Annotated in this window: 15 protein-coding genes and 1 riboswitch; of the genes, 6 read left to right on the top strand and 9 right to left on the bottom strand. The window is 73.3% G+C overall.

All coding sequences use genetic code 11. The features are described 5' to 3' along the window. Positions 1-11 precede the first annotated feature (11 nt). Both ACQPYE_RS02335 and ACQPYE_RS02330 read right to left on the bottom strand, forming a co-directional pair. Positions 12-2,288 carry an AAA family ATPase gene (locus ACQPYE_RS02335; RefSeq protein ID WP_498718876.1) on the bottom strand — a complete coding sequence of 759 codons (2,277 nt, stop codon included), beginning with the start codon at positions 2,286-2,288 and terminating at the stop codon, positions 12-14. Between the two features lie 399 nt (positions 2,289-2,687). Further along, positions 2,688-3,449, bottom strand: a complete 762-nt coding sequence (locus tag ACQPYE_RS02330) for a hypothetical protein (RefSeq protein WP_498718875.1) — start codon at positions 3,447-3,449, stop codon at positions 2,688-2,690. Between the two features lie 219 nt (positions 3,450-3,668). Here ACQPYE_RS02330 and thiC point away from each other — a divergent pair, with 219 nt between their 5' ends. From thiC to ACQPYE_RS02315, 3 genes are read left to right on the top strand one after another with little or no spacing between them, the layout of a single operon-like run. Next, the gene (gene thiC, locus ACQPYE_RS02325) at positions 3,669-5,318 is read left to right on the top strand and encodes a phosphomethylpyrimidine synthase ThiC (protein WP_498718874.1); all 1,650 of its coding nucleotides are present in this window, start codon (positions 3,669-3,671) and stop codon (positions 5,316-5,318) included. Further along, positions 5,318-6,121 carry a bifunctional hydroxymethylpyrimidine kinase/phosphomethylpyrimidine kinase gene (gene thiD, locus ACQPYE_RS02320; protein ID WP_498718873.1) on the top strand — a complete coding sequence of 268 codons (804 nt, stop codon included), beginning with the start codon at positions 5,318-5,320 and terminating at the stop codon, positions 6,119-6,121. The genes thiC and thiD overlap by 1 nt, the downstream gene beginning before the upstream one ends. A 57-nt stretch (positions 6,122-6,178) precedes the next feature. Beyond that, positions 6,179-6,427: a hypothetical protein gene (locus ACQPYE_RS02315; protein WP_498718872.1), complete on the top strand. Its 249-nt coding sequence runs from the start codon at positions 6,179-6,181 to the stop codon at positions 6,425-6,427. On the opposite strand, the gene ACQPYE_RS02310 is transcribed toward ACQPYE_RS02315, so the two are convergent. The 4 genes from ACQPYE_RS02310 to thiO are packed head-to-tail and all read right to left on the bottom strand — an operon-like array spanning position 6,381 to position 8,861. Beyond that, positions 6,381-6,812 (bottom strand): MarR family winged helix-turn-helix transcriptional regulator, encoded by a 432-nt coding sequence (locus tag ACQPYE_RS02310; protein ID WP_498718871.1) that lies wholly within the window; start codon positions 6,810-6,812, stop codon positions 6,381-6,383. The two genes, ACQPYE_RS02315 and ACQPYE_RS02310, sit on opposite strands and share 47 nt — an antisense overlap. 57 nt (positions 6,813-6,869) lie before the next feature. Beyond that, entirely contained in the window at positions 6,870-7,625 is a 756-nt protein-coding gene (locus ACQPYE_RS02305) for a thiazole synthase (RefSeq protein ID WP_498718870.1), read from the bottom strand. Position 7,626: 1 nt separating this feature from the next. Then, complete coding sequence (gene thiS / locus ACQPYE_RS02300; RefSeq protein WP_498718869.1) at positions 7,627-7,827, bottom strand: sulfur carrier protein ThiS; 201 nt, start codon at positions 7,825-7,827, stop codon at positions 7,627-7,629. Further along, positions 7,824-8,861, bottom strand: coding sequence for a glycine oxidase ThiO (gene thiO, locus ACQPYE_RS02295; protein ID WP_498722822.1), 1,038 nt, complete (start codon positions 8,859-8,861; stop codon positions 7,824-7,826). The genes thiS and thiO overlap by 4 nt, the downstream gene beginning before the upstream one ends. Continuing rightward, positions 8,862-8,973, bottom strand: a riboswitch (TPP riboswitch). Positions 8,974-9,017: 44 nt separating this feature from the next. Between thiO and thiE the strand changes: the two genes are divergently transcribed. Both thiE and ACQPYE_RS02285 read left to right on the top strand, forming a co-directional pair. After that, entirely contained in the window at positions 9,018-9,677 is a 660-nt protein-coding gene (gene thiE, locus ACQPYE_RS02290; RefSeq protein ID WP_498718868.1) for a thiamine phosphate synthase, read from the top strand. After that, positions 9,677-10,432 carry a dioxygenase family protein gene (locus ACQPYE_RS02285; RefSeq protein WP_498722821.1) on the top strand — a complete coding sequence of 252 codons (756 nt, stop codon included), beginning with the start codon at positions 9,677-9,679 and terminating at the stop codon, positions 10,430-10,432. Before thiE ends, ACQPYE_RS02285 begins: the two co-directional genes overlap by 1 nt. Positions 10,433-10,549: 117 nt before the next feature. Here ACQPYE_RS02285 and ACQPYE_RS02280 read toward each other — a convergent pair whose 3' ends face one another. Continuing rightward, positions 10,550-11,632, bottom strand: a complete 1,083-nt coding sequence (locus ACQPYE_RS02280; RefSeq protein WP_498718867.1) for a S1 family peptidase — start codon at positions 11,630-11,632, stop codon at positions 10,550-10,552. A gap of 629 nt (positions 11,633-12,261) precedes the next feature. On the opposite strand from ACQPYE_RS02280, the gene ACQPYE_RS02275 reads away from it, so the two are divergent. After that, positions 12,262-13,182, top strand: coding sequence for a threonine ammonia-lyase (locus ACQPYE_RS02275; protein ID WP_498718866.1), 921 nt, complete (start codon positions 12,262-12,264; stop codon positions 13,180-13,182). A 1-nt stretch (position 13,183) separates the two neighbouring features. Here the strand turns inward: ACQPYE_RS02275 and ACQPYE_RS02270 are convergent, their stop codons facing one another. Next, on the bottom strand, positions 13,184-14,638 hold the full coding sequence (locus ACQPYE_RS02270; RefSeq protein WP_498718865.1) for an MFS transporter: 1,455 nt from the start codon (positions 14,636-14,638) through the stop codon (positions 13,184-13,186). 515 nt (positions 14,639-15,153) lie between these two features. Then, on the bottom strand, positions 15,154-15,912 hold the full coding sequence (locus ACQPYE_RS02265; RefSeq protein WP_230569723.1) for a GntR family transcriptional regulator: 759 nt from the start codon (positions 15,910-15,912) through the stop codon (positions 15,154-15,156). Positions 15,913-15,972 lie beyond the last annotated feature (60 nt).

Below are 15,972 nucleotides of genomic sequence, written 5' to 3'. Positions count from 1 at the left end.
CGCTCGACGTTCTACCGCTCGCGCGACTTGGCGTAGGCGGCGAGGGCCGCGAGCTGGGCCGGGTCCAACGACGGCCGGACCGCTTCGCGCGCCGACGCGAGGTGAGCACCCGTCACCTCCGCCGCCGACAGCGACTCGCGCATCGCGGTCAACGCGGCCTCGCGGATCAACGCCGCGCAGTCCGCCGCCGAGTACCCGTCCAGCTCCTCGGCCACCGCGTCCAGGTCCACGTCCGAACCCAACGGCGTGTTCCGCGACGACGCCCGCAGGATCTCGGCCCGCGCCTCGGCGTCCGGCGGCGGCACGTACACGAGTCGTTCCAACCGGCCCGGCCGCAGCAACGCGGGGTCGACCAGCTCGGGCCGGTTCGTCGCGCCGAGCACGATGACGTCCCGCAGCGGCTCGACCCCGTCCAGCTCGGTGAGCAGCGCCGCGACCACCCGGTCCGACACGCCGGAGTCGGAGGACTGGCCGCGCCGGGGCGCCAGCGCGTCGACCTCGTCCAGGAACACCATCGCGGGCGCCGCCTCGGCCGCGCGGCGGAACAACTCGCGGACCGCGCGTTCGGACTCGCCGACGAACTTGTCCATCAGCTCGGCGCCCTTGACCGACAGCACGTTCAACCGGCCGGTGCCCGCCAGCGCCCGGACCAGGAACGTCTTGCCGCACCCGGGCGGCCCGTAGAGCAGGAGGCCGCGCGGTGGCGCGACGCCCAGCCGGGCGAAGGAATCCGGGTACTGCAACGGCCACAGCGCGGCCTCGGTGAGCGCCTGCTTGACCTCGACCATGTCGCCGACGTCGTCCAGCGTCAGCCCGCCGGTCCGCAGCGTGTCCGAAGTGGACATCGAGATCGGCCGGACGATCTCCAACCCGCCCAGCAGGTCCGCCTGCGCGACGCGCGGTTCGTCCACGTCACGCTGTCGCAGCGCGGCCCGGAGTGCCGCTTCGCGCCGCAACGCCACCAGGTCCGCCGCGACGAAGCCGGGCGTCCGGTCCGCGATCACGCCGAGGTCCACATCGGACTCGACGGGCACGTCGCGCAGCAGGACCCGCAGCAGCTCGGTCCGCGCCTTGCCGTCGGGCAGCGGGAGCACGAGCTCCCGGTCGACCAGCTCGGGCACCCGCAGCCGGGGGTCGATCGCCTCCGGGTGCGCGCTGGTGACCACCAGCGCGACGCCGTCGGGACGTGCGCGCAGCGCGTCCAGCACGACGGTCGCCACGGGCGGGGCCGAGGCGGCGGGCAGCAGCGCCTCGACGTCGGTCAGCACCAGCACCGACGGCGCCTGCGACCGGGCCCGGCTGAGCGCGTCGGCGACTCGTTGGGCCGCCGCGTTCGCCTCCAGCACGGCGATGCTGGGTGCGGCGACTTCGACCACCGCGGCTTCGGCGCCCTGTGCGACGGCCCGCACGAACGTCGCCTTGCCGACGCCTTCGGGGCCGCTGACCAGCGCCGCCAGGCGGGGTGCGGCACCGAGCCGGGCGAGCAGCTCCGGGTGGCTGAACGTGAGGTCGAACCACTCCGCCAGCCGCTTCGCGGCGTCCTGCTGCCCGACGAGGTCCGCCACCGGCACGGCGGGCGTCACGACCTCGACCTCCGCCGCACCCGCGCCCGCCGCACCCGCGCCTGCCGTCGCCGTCACGGTCGCGCCCGTCGCGCCGCTCGTGCCCGCGATGCCGGTCGCGCCGGTCGTTCCGCCGGCTCCCGACCTGACCGCCGGCGCGTCGCCCGTGCGCGCGCCGTCGCGCCAGCCGACCACCGTCGACGGCTGCACGGCCACCGGCCCGGCCGGGTCGGCGGAGGTGATGGTGAGCAGTTCGTTGGTCCACGTCATGCCGATGGCGTTGGACAGCTTGCGCCGCGTGGCGCTCACGTCCGAGCCGGGCGGCGGGGCCAGGTCCTGCGGCAGCAGGGAGACGGCGTCGCCGACGGTCAGCACCTTGCCGGTCAGCGCCATGCGCAGGGTTTCGGGGGTGAGCGACGTGCTGGCCAACCGCGACCCGGCCACGGTGACCGAGCGCGCGGCGGCGACGTCCACCGGGGCCACCACGACCTCCGAGCCCTCCACCACGCCGAGGTTCGACAGCGTGACGTCGTCCACCAGCACCACGCCGGGCGGGTCGTCGCCGGCGGTCGCGGCGGCCAGGGCGGCGCTCACCCGGGCACCGGTCAGGCGCACCGCGTCCCACGCGCGCAGGCCCAGCGCGTCCAGCACCTCCGGGTGGAGGCGGACCACGCCGCGGCGGGTGTCCAGGGCCGAGGGGGACAGGCGGGCGGTCAACGTGATCACGGGGGTGAGCGTAGTTGGGGTGGGCGGCCGAGGGCGCGTGGTCGGCCGGGTCGGGTCGGACGGGAGGCGGGACAGATGGCGCGCGGGGGCAGGGCGGCGGCGAACAGCGGGCGGACAGCGGCGGCGGCAGGCAGGCAGCGGGCAGGGGCGGCGGCGGTAGGCGGCGGGCTGGGTGGCCGGTGGGTGGGCAAGCCGCGGTGTGGCGGTGTGGCCGGGTGGCGGTGTGGCCGGGTGGCAGGAGGTGGGTTGGCGGGAGGCGGGTTGGGGCGGGGGTTGAGGGGCGGTCCTCTTTGTTTCAACCGACGTTTCAGGTTGGCGATAACGGCGTTTTGGTTGATGCCTTTTATGAGGATCACTCGAATGGGTGGCGACGCGGGCAGCTTGGGGCTGGCCGGCGCACTAGACCGGGTCGGTGACCGGCTCGCCCGAGCCGGGGTTCGGCGCGCCCTCGACCAAAGCCGGGGTGGTGGGCTGGTCGCGTTGGGCCTTCGCCTGGTGGTCGACGCGCGAGGGGCGTTCGGGGCGGCGCCAGGGCAGTTCCGGGAACGACGCGAGCTCGACGTGCGTGGTGCAGCGGGCCAGGTCGGCGTATGCGCCGGCGAGGACAGCGGCCCTGATCCGCCGCACCTGCCCGACCGTCGGCAGCTCCCCCACCAGCAGGAACGGCACCAGCAGCCGCCACGCGCCGACGGTCGCGGCACGGGCGCGGTGCGGTGCGCGCAACGTCGCCCTGGCCACGCGCAACGCGTGCTCGCCCGCGTCGATGGCGCGCGGGTACCCGGCGTGGTCCCACGACCAGCGCAGGCCGTCGGCCATGGCGCAGCGGACGCAGTCGGCGGGCCCGGTGGCCAGCTCCTCGCCGCACTGGGTGCACACGAGCAGGGTCATCGCCCAGTCGGTGCAGGTCCACGGGTGCCTGCCCACCTCGTCGGCGAGGACGAGCTCGGCCAGCTCGCGCTCCCCCGCGCCACCCTCGGCGAGCTGTTCGGCGGCCAGCAGCACCTGCCAGTCCAGCAGCCAGTACTGGTCGACGAGCTCCGCGCAGAACCGGCACGCCGGGTAGCCGCGACCGGCCAGGTCGCCGCACGACGGGCAGGGCGAGACGGCGGCGGGGCGGGCCACGCGCCGGGCGCCGGGCGGGAACGGCCGGTGATCAGCCACGCGGAGAAAGGTACGCGCAAACGGTGGCGCTTGGCATCCGCACCTTGGCATCCGCACCGGACCGTGGTTAGGGTCAGGTCGGTGCTCGACACGCACCGACAACTCAACACACGCGGGAGCTCGCGCCACAGCGGGCTGAGAGGGCGGCTGGAGCGCGAGGCTCCGGCGCCGCCGACCGCCTGAACCTGACCGGGTAATGCCGGCGTAGGGAGGAATGTCGTGACGGCACTTGACGACCGCTCGGTGAAGCCCAGCGTCACCACGGGGCCCATCTCGGGCTCGCACAAGGTCTACCGCGAGGTGGACGGGGGTGTGCGGGTCCCGTTCCGCAGGGTGGAGCTCACCAACGGCGAGCACGTCGACCTGTACGACACTTCCGGTCCGTATACCGACGACAAAGCGACCATCGACGTCCACAGTGGACTCCCCAGGCTGCGCGCGGACTGGGTCGGCCGGCGTGAGCCGGTCAACGGGGCGGTGACCCAGCTGGCGTACGCCAAGGCGGGGATCATCACGCCGGAGATGCGGTTCGTGGCGGCCCGCGAGAGCATGAGCCCGGAGTTCGTCCGGGACGAGGTGGCGATCGGCCGGGCGGTCATCCCGCTCAACCGCAACCACCCGGAGGCGGAGCCGATGATCATCGGCAAGAAGTTCCTGGTGAAGATCAACGCGAACATCGGCAACTCGGCCGTGACCTCCTCGATCGAGGAGGAGGTGGAGAAGATGGTGTGGGCGTCGCGGTGGGGCGCCGACACGATCATGGACCTGTCCACGGGCAAGCGGATCCACGCGACTCGCGAGTGGATCATGCGGAACTCGCCGGTGCCGATCGGCACGGTGCCGATCTACCAGGCGCTGGAGAAGGTGGACGGCGATCCGGCGAAGCTGTCGTGGGAGGTCTACCGCGACACCGTCATCGAGCAGGCCGAGCAGGGCGTCGACTACATGACGGTGCACGCGGGCGTGCTGCTGCGGTACGTGCCGCTGACCGCCCGCCGCGTCACGGGCATCGTGTCGCGGGGCGGGTCGATCATGGCCGCGTGGTGCCTGGCGCACCACAAGGAGAGCTTCCTCTACACGCACTTCGAGGAGCTGTGCGAGATCCTGCGCGCCTACGACGTGACGTTCTCGCTGGGTGACGGGCTGCGGCCGGGGTCGATCGCGGACGCGAACGACGAGGCGCAGTTCGCCGAGCTGCGGACGTTGGGCGAGTTGACGCACGTCGCCCGGTCGCACGACGTGCAGGTGATGATCGAGGGTCCGGGTCACGTGCCGATGCACAAGATCGCGGAGAACGTGCGGTTGGAGGAGGAGTGGTGCGGCGAGGCGCCGTTCTACACCCTCGGGCCGCTGGCCACGGACATCGCGCCCGCGTACGACCACATCACGTCGGCGATCGGGGCGGCGCAGATCGGCTGGCTGGGCACGGCGATGCTGTGCTACGTCACGCCGAAGGAGCACCTGGGCCTGCCGAACCGGGACGACGTGAAGACCGGCGTGATCACGTACAAGATCGCGGCGCACTCCGCGGACCTGGCCAAGGGCCACCCGGGCGTGCAGGACTGGGACGACGCGCTGTCGAAGGCGCGGTTCGAGTTCCGGTGGGAGGACCAGTTCAACCTGTCGCTCGACCCGGACACGGCGCGGTCCTTCCACGACGAGACGCTGCCCGCGGCGCCCGCGAAGACGGCGCACTTCTGCTCGATGTGCGGGCCGAAGTTCTGCTCGATGAAGATCACGCAGGACGTGCGGCGGTACGCGGAGGAGCGTGGTCTGTCCACTGTGGAGGCGATCGAGGCGGGCATGTCGGAGAAGTCGGAGGAGTTCACCGACCACGGCGCCAAGGTGTACCTGCCGGTGATCGACTGATGGCCGTCGCCCCACCGAAGGTCCTCACCATCGCCGGGTCCGACTCCGGCGGTGGTGCGGGCCTGCAAGCCGATCTGCGGACGTTGTTCGCGTGCGGTGTGCACGGGATGACGGCGGTCACGGCGGTGACCGTGCAGAACTCGCTGGGCGTCACCGGGTACACCGAGGTGCCGCCGGAGGTGGTGGCCGCGCAGATCGAGGCGGTCGCCACGGACATCGGGGTGGACGCGGCGAAGACGGGGATGCTGGCGTCGGCGGCGATCATCGAGGCGGTCGCCGCCGCCGTCGACCGGGTGAGCGTCGGGCCGTTCGTGGTCGACCCGGTGGCCGCGTCGATGCACGGGCAGCAGTTGCTGGCCGACGACGCGCTGGCGGCGTTGCGGACGCTGCTGTTCCCCCGGGCGACGCTGGTGACGCCGAACCTGGACGAGGTGCGGCTGCTCACCGGCATCGACGTGCGCAGCCGTGGCGACCAGCGCAAGGCCGCCGAGGCGTTGCACGCGATGGGCCCGGAGTGGGTGCTGGTCAAGGGCGGGCACCTGTGGGACGACCCGGAGTGCCTCGACGTGCTGTACGACGGGGCGGAGTTCATCGAGCTGCTCGGGCCGCGCTACGACGTGAAGCACACGCACGGCAGCGGTGACACGCTCGCGTCGGCGATCGCGTCGCAGCTCGCGCGGGGCGCGGACGTGCCGACGGCGGTGCGGTTCGGCAAGGACTTCATCATCCGCTCGGTGGCCGCCGCGTACCCGTTGGGCGGCGGGGTCGGTCCGGTGTCGCCGTTGTGGCGGTTGGAGGGCTAGCGCCGGTTCCGAGGACGCTCTGAGCCACCGGCGGGGAACTCGTGCGTCTTGTGAGGCATGAGCGCACAAGAGGGCGCACGGCAGGACGCGTACACCGCCGAGCTGGTGCTGAGCCGGCCGGAGGCGGTGGCGGCGCTGTTCGCGGGGTCGGTGTTCCCGGGGGCGGTCGGGTTCGTGGTGGCGCGGCTGCTCGCGGTGGTCGCGGGCAGCTCCCGGCCGGCGTCCGGGGACCGCGCCGGTGAGGGCGCGGACCGCCGCGTCAGGTCTTCTCGCCGACCAGTTCCTCCAGCGCGGGCAGGGCGTTGACGAGCGCGTCGCGGTGTTCCGGCGCCAGCTCCTCGATCCGCCGTTGCAGCTCGCGCACCCGCGCCGACCGCACCCCCGACACCATGGTCACGCCCTCCGGCGTGGGTGTCGCCAGCCACGCCCGGCCGTCCTGCGGGTCGGGCTCACGCCGCACGTACCGGGCCTCCACCAGCGCCGCCACGATCCGCGACAACGTCGGCGGCGCGACGCCCTCCTTGGCGGCCAGGTCCCCCAGCCTCATGGGACCGCACCGCGCCAGCGTGGCCAGCGCCGACACCGCGCCCGGTCCGAGCCCGGGCGACCCCGTGCGACGCAGCAGCCGGGACAGCCTGCCGATCGCGAGGTACAGCCGGGCGGTGGCGTCCTCGACCTGGTCGGCCGTCACGGCACTCCTCCTCGGGCAGACGGACACGATGAGCGTCCATCATGCCGTGCCCCGCAATCACCCCACTGCCGGACTCGACGCGTGCGCCCAGAACCGCTTCGGGATCCGCCCCGCCAACCTGGCCAGCCGACCGGCCTCCACGCCCGCCCGCATCGCCGCCGCCATCCGCTCGGGGTCCTGCGCCCTGGTCACGGCGGTCGCCAGCAGCACGGCCGAGCAGCCCAGCTCCATCGCCAGCGCCGCGTCGGACGCCGTGCCGACGCCCGCGTCCAGGATCACCGGCACGGCCGCGCGCGACACGATCAGCTCGATGTTGTGCGGGTTGCGGATGCCGAGCCCCGTCCCGATGGGCGAGCCCAGCGGCATGACGGCGGCGCAGCCGATCTGCTCCAGCCGCAGCGCCAGCACCGGGTCGTCGGACGTGTACGGCAGCACCACGAACCCGTCGTCGACCAGCCGCTCCGCCGCGTCGAGCAGCTCCACCGGGTCGGGCAGCAGGGTCTGGTCATCGGCGACGACCTCCAGCTTCACCCAGTCCGTCCCCAACGCCTCCCGCGCCAGCCGCGCGGTCAGCACGGCCTCGGCGGCGGTGCGGCAGCCCGCCGTGTTCGGCAGCGCCGGGATGCCCAGCCGGCCCAGCAGGTCGAGCACGCCGCCGCCGGACGCGTCCAGGCGCCGCATGGCGACCGTCGTCAGCTCCGTGCCGGACGCCACCAGCGCCCGTTCCAGCACCGACAGGTTCGCCGCGCCACCGGTGCCCATGACCAGGCGCGAGCCGAACTCCCGCCCGGCGATCACCAACGGGTCGTCCACGTCACCCTCCCTGCACGGCGGTCAGCACCTCGACCGCGACCCCGTCGGACAGCACCGTCGTCCCCCACGCCGCGCGCGGCACGACTTCGCCGTCCAGGGCGACCGCGACGCCGCGGGGCGGGGCGTCGAGCAGCGCGAGCACGGTGGCGACGGTCGACCCGTCGGCCAGTTCCCGCTCCAGACCGTTGACCTTCGCCTTCACCGACTGTTTCCTCCTTCGCGGAGCAGGGAGAGCACCCGCCGCGCCGTGACGGGCGCGAGCAGCAGACCGTTGCGGTGGTGGCCGGTGGCGGCCAGCACGCCGGGTTCCAGCCAGTCGATCACCGGCGCGTTGTCGGGGCTGCCCGCGCGGAACCCGGCGGCGACCTCGGTCAGCGCGTACTCGGCGACACCGGGCCACACCACCTCGGCGTCGCGCAGCAGGTCGCGCACGCCGCCCACGGTCACGTCGCCGTCGAAACCGGCGTCGTACTGGGTGGCGCCGAGCACGAACCCGCCCTCGCGCGGCACCAGGTAGACGGGGCGGCCGGAGACCTGCGCGCGGATCGTGTGCCGGGGTGGCGGCAGCGCGCCGGGCCGGGCCGACAGCCGCAGGATCTCGCCCTTCACCGGCCGGATCACGTCGCGCAGCGACGGGTGCAGGTCGCGGCTCCACGCGCCGGCCGCGATCACCGTCACGCCCGGTTCCACACCGGACCCGGGCGACCCGGGCTCCGGCGACCCGGGCTCCGGCGAACTGGGCTCCGGCGCGAACACGACACCGCTGGCGGCACACGCCTCCCGCAGCGCGCGCAGCAACGCCCGGTTGTCCACGGCCACGTCGCCCGGCACCGACAGTCCACTTCGGACCGGACCGAGACCGGGCTCCAGCGCGCGCAGCTCACGCCCCGTCAACCGGGACGCCGACCGGCCCACCTTGCCCAGGTAGGCGCACAACTGGTCCAGCACCTCGGCGTCGGCCCGGTCGACCGCCACCACCAACGTCCCCACCGGGCTCAGCGCCACGCCGAGCGAGCGCGCGAACTCCGGCCACAGCGCCAACGACTCGACGCCGAGCGCCAGCACGTCCTCGTCGCCCGGCCACGCCTCGGTGATCGGCGCGAGCATCCCGCCCGCGACCCACGAACCGCCGTGCGGCGAACCGAGGTCGACGACGTCGACGGCGTACCCGGCGCGGGCGGCGTACCAGGCGACGGACAGCCCGATGACGCCACCGCCGAGGACGGTCACTCGCATTGCCAAGGCACTCACGCTCCCTGCGCCGGCATGACCCGGATCAGGTTCGACGGTCGGAGCGAACCACGCTCCCTCTCAGCCCGGTGTGTTCCAGGCTCCCGTGCGGACCACGTCCACCGTAGCGCACGGAACGCGCCGGCGGTTACCGTGCCGCCCGTGCCAGGACTCGACGGAACGCGGATCAGGCGGCGGCTCGCCGACGCACGGCTCTACCTCTGCACACCGGTACGACCCGACCTCGCCGAGTTCGCGGACGCCGCGCTCGCGGGCGGCGTCGACGTCGTGCAGCTGCGGGACAAGGGCCTCGAAGCCAAGCAGGAGATCGCCGCGCTGGAGGTGCTCGCCGAGGCGTGCGCGCGGCACGGCGCGCTGCTCGCGGTCAACGACCGGGCGGACGTGGCGCTCGCCGTGGACGCGGACGTGCTGCACCTGGGCCAGGACGACCTGCCGGTGCCGCTCGCGCGCCGCGTCCTCGGCGACCACGTGGTGATCGGCCGGTCCACGCACGACGTCGGCCAGGCGCGCGCGGCGGCCGAGGAACCGGGCGTGGACTACTTCTGCACCGGGCCGTGCTGGCCGACGCCGACCAAGCCGGGCCGTCCCGCGCCGGGCCTGGACCTGGTGCGCGCCACGGCGGGCACGACCGACCGGCCGTGGTTCGCCATCGGCGGCATCGACGCCGACCGGCTGCCGCAGGTGCTGGCGGCGGGCGCGGAACGGGTCGTGGTCGTGCGCGCCATCACCGAAGCCGAGGACCCCCGGGCCGCCGCATCCTGGTTGAAACTTCAACTAAGTGGCGTACAGTCGTCGGCGTGATGCCTGTGCTGTACCTGGGCCACGGGGCTCCCCCGCTGGCCGACGACGAACGGTGGACCGGCGAGCTGAGGTCGTGGTCCGCGGCGCTGCCGCGCCCGGAGTCGATCCTCGTCGTCTCGGCGCACTGGGAGAACGACCCGCTCACGCTGGGCGCGACCACCACCGTGCCGCTCACCTACGACTTCCGGGGCTTCCCCAAGCGGTACTACGAGGTCACCTACGACGCGCCGGGCGCGCCCGACCTGGCCCGCGAGGTCACCGGGCTGGTCGGCCGGCCCGTCGCGCGCGACGAGCGGCGGGGCCTGGACCACGGCGCGTACGTGCCGCTGAAGGAGATGTTCCCCGAGGCGGACGTCCCGGTGCTGCAGATGTCCATGCCCAGCCTCGACCCGCGCGAGCTGTTCGACGTCGGCCGCCGGCTGGCCCCGCTGCGCGAGCAGGGCGTGCTGGTCGTCGGCAGCGGGTTCATGACGCACAACCTGAGCCGCGTGGACATGTCCGCCGGCCCCGATCACCGGCCGCCGTCGTGGTCCGTCGAGTTCGACGACTGGGCGGGGCGGGCGCTGGCCGGCGGCGACGTGGACGCGTTGCTGGACTTCGGGCGCAAGGCGCCGGCCGCCGGTGTCGCGCACCCGCGCACCGAGCACCTCGCGCCGCTGTTCGTGTCCCTGGGCGCGAGCGCCGCGCAGGAGGCGACGACCACCGTCGACGGCTTCTGGTACGGGCTGTCCAAGCGGTCCGTGCAGTTCGCCTGACCCCTCGCACGCGGAAGCGCCGAGAACGCGGAGAACGCCCCCGAGCCGATGGCCCGGGGGCGTTCTTCGAGCGGTGCGCGGTCCGCAGGGGCGACCGCGCGCCTGGTGTCCGCGAGGTCAGCCGCGGGTCAGGCTCAAGCCGTAGGCGCTGAGGATCTCGCCGACCGGCTGGAAGTAGGTCGTGCCGCCGGAGGAGCAGTTGCCCGAACCGCCGGAGGTCACGCCCTGGGCCTGGCTGTAGCCGGAGCCCGCGACCCACGAGCCGCCCGAGTCACCGGGCTCCGCGCAGGCGTTGGTGCGGGTCAGGCCGCTGACCGAGCCCTGCGAGTAGTTCACCGTCTGGTTCTTGGCCTGGACGGTGCCGCAGCGCCAGCCGGTGGTGGAGCCGGAACGGCAGATCGCCGCGCCGACCGCCGCCGAGGTGGAGCCCGTCACGGTGACGTTGGAGCCGTTGTAGCGGTTCACCCACGGACGCGAGGTCCAGTTGGAGTTCGTCCGCACCCAGGCGTAGTCGTTGCCGGGGAAGGACGAGCCCGCGAAGGTGCCCTGCGAGACGCGGTTGAAGCCGGTCGTCGCGGTGCCGGAGCGGCCGCAGTGACCCGCCGTGACGAACCCGCCGCTCACCGCAAAGCCGACCGAGCACCGGCCGCTGCCGATGTAGTAGGCGTCGCCGCCGCGCGTGTCGTACAGGGTGGTCGGGCTCTGGTCGACCTCGACCACCCGGACCGACGGGCTGATCGCCTTGGCCGTGGCCAGGAACGACTCCGCCGCCGCGTCCCGCTGGAGGCGGTTGACCTCGACGACGACCGAGTTCGTCTGCTCGTCGACCCGCCAGCCGGTGATCGACGTCGGCGCCGACAGGGCGTCGATCGTCGACTTCGCGCCGGTCAACTGCTGGTGGGAGAAGGCGACGTGCTTGGCGTCGGCGCCCGCGGCACGGGCCGCTCCCGCCTTCGCCGAGTCGGTCACCGCGACCACCAGCTTGCCGGTCGCCGCGTTGATCCACGAGCCCGCGTAGGCGCTGCCGACCGCGGACCGCGCCGCGGCCTCGACGTCGCCCGCGCGGGTGTCGCTCGCCAAACGGGCGGTGACCTGTTCGGCGGTCAGGCCGAGGTCACGTTGCGCCGCTTGGAGCAACCCGGCGGGGTAGCTCTCCGTGTCGGCCGGGCTTGCGCCCTGGGGGGCGGCGGGTGCCGCCATGGCCGGTACGCTGAGAGCTGTAGCCGTGCCGGTGGCCAGCAGGACGGCCGTGGCAAGGCGGACCGCACTCGTGCGGTTCATTAGGCGTCTCCCTCATCTTCGGGTGCAGGGAACCCGAGAGCCTGGTTGCAGGGACCGCTCTCGGGGGCTCTAGGGGGACGGGTGGTGGGGCGGCGGCAGGGGTCGCCCCACCCCTTTACTTCTCGCCCGTGTCTTGCTTCTCGCCCGTGTCGTCGCCCGGGCCGTCGAAACCGCCGTCGAATCCGGCGAAGCGCGCCACGAGGACAGCGATCGCACGTCCCGCATGGCACTCCTCCCCGGTCTCTACCGACCAGTACTCGCCCGTTCGAGCGACGTTATGACTCCGTAACCTGTTACGGTCCGAGCCATCTGAGGGCGAAGTGTGTCACAGGACACGCCGATATGACTGCGCTGTGTAGCGTTTGACAGTTAACTCTCACTCAAGGTAGTGAGTCGATCACCGATTCGGGCGGTTTTGCCAGATGTAAGCGCTTCGGTCAAACCAGCCCCAGACGTGTGAATGTTGTTGCCCCGAGCGGGTGAGCCAGGAGGAGTTCCGGTAACCACCCGTGTACTCGCCGCGCCACCGCAGGGGTGAGGATCGACGCATGGGACTCGTCACCATCTCCGACATCCGGGCCGCCGCCGACCGCATCGTGGGCGCGGCGGTCCGCACTCCGCTGCTGAGGTTCGACGACGGGCTGTGGCTCAAGCCGGAGAGCCTGCAACCGGTCGGGGCGTTCAAGATCCGCGGCGCGTACAACGCGATGGCCCGGCTGACCGAGGACGTGCGGGCGCGCGGCGTCGTCGCCTACTCCAGCGGGAACCACGCGCAGGCCGTCGCGTACGCGGCGAAGCTGTTCGGCGTCCCCGCCGTGATCGTCGTGCCGGACGACACCCCTCGGGTCAAGGTCGAGGCGACCCTCTCGCACGGCGCCGAGGTCGTCCAGGTGCCGATGGCGCAGCGGGAGGCCCGGGCCGCCGAGTTGGTGGCGGAACGGGGCGCGACGCTGATCCCGCCGTTCGACCACCCGGACGTCATCGCGGGTCAGGGCACCATCGGGCTGGAGGTGCTGGCCGACCTGCCGGACGTGGCGACGGTGCTGGTGCCGGTCAGCGGCGGCGGGCTGATCTCGGGCGTGGCCACGGCGGTGAAGGCGCTCAGCCCGGGCACGCGGGTGATCGGGGTGGAACCGGAGCTGGCCGGCGACGCGGCCGAGTCGCTGCGGGCGGGCACGCTGGTCCGGTGGCCGGCGGGCGACCGGGCCCGGACGATCGCCGACGGGCTGCGCGCCGAGCCGTCCGAGCTGACGTTCGAGCACATGCGCGCCTACGTGGACGACGTCGTGACGGTGTCCGAGGAGCAGATCGGCGAGGCGGTCGGCGTGCTGGCCCGGCGGGCGCGGCTCGTCGTGGAGCCCAGCGGCGCGGTGACCGTGGCCGCCCACCTCGCGCGGCCGGCGGAGCGGACCGTGGCCGTGCTGTCCGGCGGGAACGTCGACCCCGAGGTGTTCGCCCGGTACCTCTGAGTCAGTCGGTCACGCGCGCGGGCGGGCCGTCGACGCCGCCGTCCACGCCGGGCGCGTCCGGGGTCGGCTCCAGGACGCGGTTGTCCACGCCGAGGGCCAGCAGCCCGCCGATGATCGACGCGACCGCGCACACCAGCAGGGCCGTCTGCCAGCCCTCGGTGAGCGCGGTCGGGTCGGCGTACTGGGCGCCGGTCAGGCCCGCCACGGCCGGCAGCACGGCCACCGCGACCAGGCTGCCGGTGCGGGCGACGGCGTTGTTCACGCCCGAGGCGACGCCCGTGTACCGGTCCGGGGCGGCGGCCAGCACGGTCGCCGTCACCGGCGCCACCACCGCCGCCAGGCCGATGCCGAACACCAGCAGGCCGGGCAGCACGCCGGTCCAGTAGCCGGCGCCCGGCTCGACCCAGCGCAGCATCAGCATGCCGACGCCGATCAGGACCGGTCCCGCGACGAGCTGGACGCGCGGCCCGATCTTCTGGGCGAGCGCGCCGGAACGCGCGGACAGGACCAGCAGGATGATCGTGATGGGCACGCTGGCCAGGCCGGACGCCGTCGGCGAGTAGTGCAGCGACACCTGGAGCTGGAGCACCATGAGCACCATCACCCCGCCCAGGGCCGCGTAGACCAGGAACGTCAGGGCGTTGGACAGCACGAACGTCCGGTTGGCGAACAGTTGCGGCGGCACCAGCGGGTCGGTGCCGCGGCGTTGCATCACGACGAACACCACCAGGGCGGTCACGCCGACCACCGCCGCCGTGACCACGAGCGCGTCGGCGCCCCGGACCGGCGCCTCGACCAGCGCGCCGGTGATGCCGGCGAGGCCGATCGCGCCGATGACCGACTCACCGACGTTCGGGGGGCCGGTGAGGGCCTCGTCGCGGGACTCGGGCACGTGGCGGCGGGCCAGCCACACGCACAGCGCCGCGACCGGCAGGTTGATCAGGAACGCGAGCCGCCAGGACCAGACCTGCACCAGCAGGCCGCCGAGCAGCGGCCCGATCGCCGTGGCCACGCCGGACAGGCCGGACCACGCGCCGATCGCGCGACCCCGGTCGGTTCGGGCGAACGCCGATTGGAGGATGGCGAGCGAGCCGGGGGTGAGCAGCGCGCCGCCGATGCCTTGCAGCACGCGGGCGACGACGAGCAGTTCGGTGGTCGGCGCGAGGCCGCAGAGCAGGGACGCCGTGCCGAACCAGAGGACGCCGAAGGTGAAGACGCGGCGGCGGCCGTACCGGTCACCGAGCGAGCCCGCGATCAGGATCAGCGAGGCCAGTGCCAGCAGGTAGCCGTCGAGGATCCACTGGAGGCCGGCCACGGACGCTTCGAGTTCGACGCCGATGCGGGGCAGCGCGACGTTGACGATCGTGCTGTCGAGCATCGCCATGCCCGACCCGAGGATGGTCGTCGCCAGCACGGCCCTCGCCCGGCCCGTGCCCCACACCACAGTCTCCGCCACAGATCCATTCTGCTCCCGACGTTGCCCACCGGCTTCGGCGGCACTGACGACCACCCCAATGCGGACGATCACCGCACAGTGCGGCGAACAAATACGCAGCGCTGCAATAGCCGTGCAGCGCTGCGGTCGAACGTGCGGAGGTGGACGAGCGATGGTGCGGCCCCACGAACAGCCGCAGGCCGCGTGAAGCGGAAAGCGCCATCCCGGACTTGACTCGGGCGAGTCCGGCTCGGCTCCGGCCCGGCCGGTTCCGACTCGGCCCGGCCTGGCTCGGCACGTACGCAGAGCTCAGGGCGCGCGAAAGTTCGCCGTGCGCGAAGAACCGGCGGGCTCCTGGTGCCGCCGCCGGTCTCGCCTCGGGGTCGGGCGGGATCGCCGGCCGGCTGTGCTGATTGGCTGCCAGCCGGCCGGTTGACCAAGCCGGCTGGCTGACCGACCAACCAACCAACCGACGGACCAACCGGCTGGCCGACGGACCAACCGGCTGGCTGACCGGCCAACCGGTTGGCTGCGGACTAGCCGGCGGGGCGGTTCAGGGTTGCCACGAACTTGTAACGATCGCCCCGGTAGACCGAGCGCACCCACTCCACCGGGTTGCCCTCCGTGTCGAACGAGTGCCGCGACAGCAGCAGCATCGGCAGGCCGATGTCCGCACCCAGCAGCTCCGCCTCCTCCGGCGACGCCAGCGCCGTCTCGATGGTCTCCTCCGCGTGCCCCATCTCCACGCCGAACCGCTCCCGCAGCACCTGGTACAGCGACGCGCCCGGCGCGAGGTAGCGCCGCAGGCCGCGGAACCGACCGAGGGCCAGGTGCGTGGTCTCGATCGCCATCGGCTCGCCGTCGGCCAGCCGCAGCCGGTGCAGGCGGAGCACCTTCGCGCCCGCCCGCACGCCGAGCAGCCTGGCCAGCTCGGCCTCGGCGGGCATCTCCGACGCCTCGATCAGCCGCGATGACGGCTGCCTGCCCTGCGCCTTCATGTCCTCTGTGTACGACGACAGCTGGAGCCGTTGCGCCACCTTGGGTTCCGCGGCGAACGTGCCCTTGCCCTGCACGCGCAGCAACCGACCCTCCACGGTCAGTTCGGCAAGCGCTTGCCGCACCGTCGTGCGCGACACGTCGAACTCCGCCGCCAGCGACCGTTCCGTCGGGATCGGCGATCCGGGCGGCAACGCGCGCAGGAGGTCGAGCAGATGCCGCTTGAGTCCCCAGTACTTCGGCTCGCGCTGCGCGCGAGTCCTGGCGTCCACGCCAGTAGCAGGGCTCGTCTCGAGCATGCCTTCCTCCTCGCCCCTTGCCAGCCGACCTTGCCAGCGCTCCCAGACACAGGATGCCTT

The organism is Actinosynnema sp. CA-299493 (assembly GCF_050946825.1).
Lineage (GTDB): Bacteria > Actinomycetota > Actinomycetes > Mycobacteriales > Pseudonocardiaceae > Actinosynnema.
The sequence above is the reverse complement of the archived record's forward strand: the minus strand, read 5'-3'. Positions and strand labels throughout refer to the sequence as shown.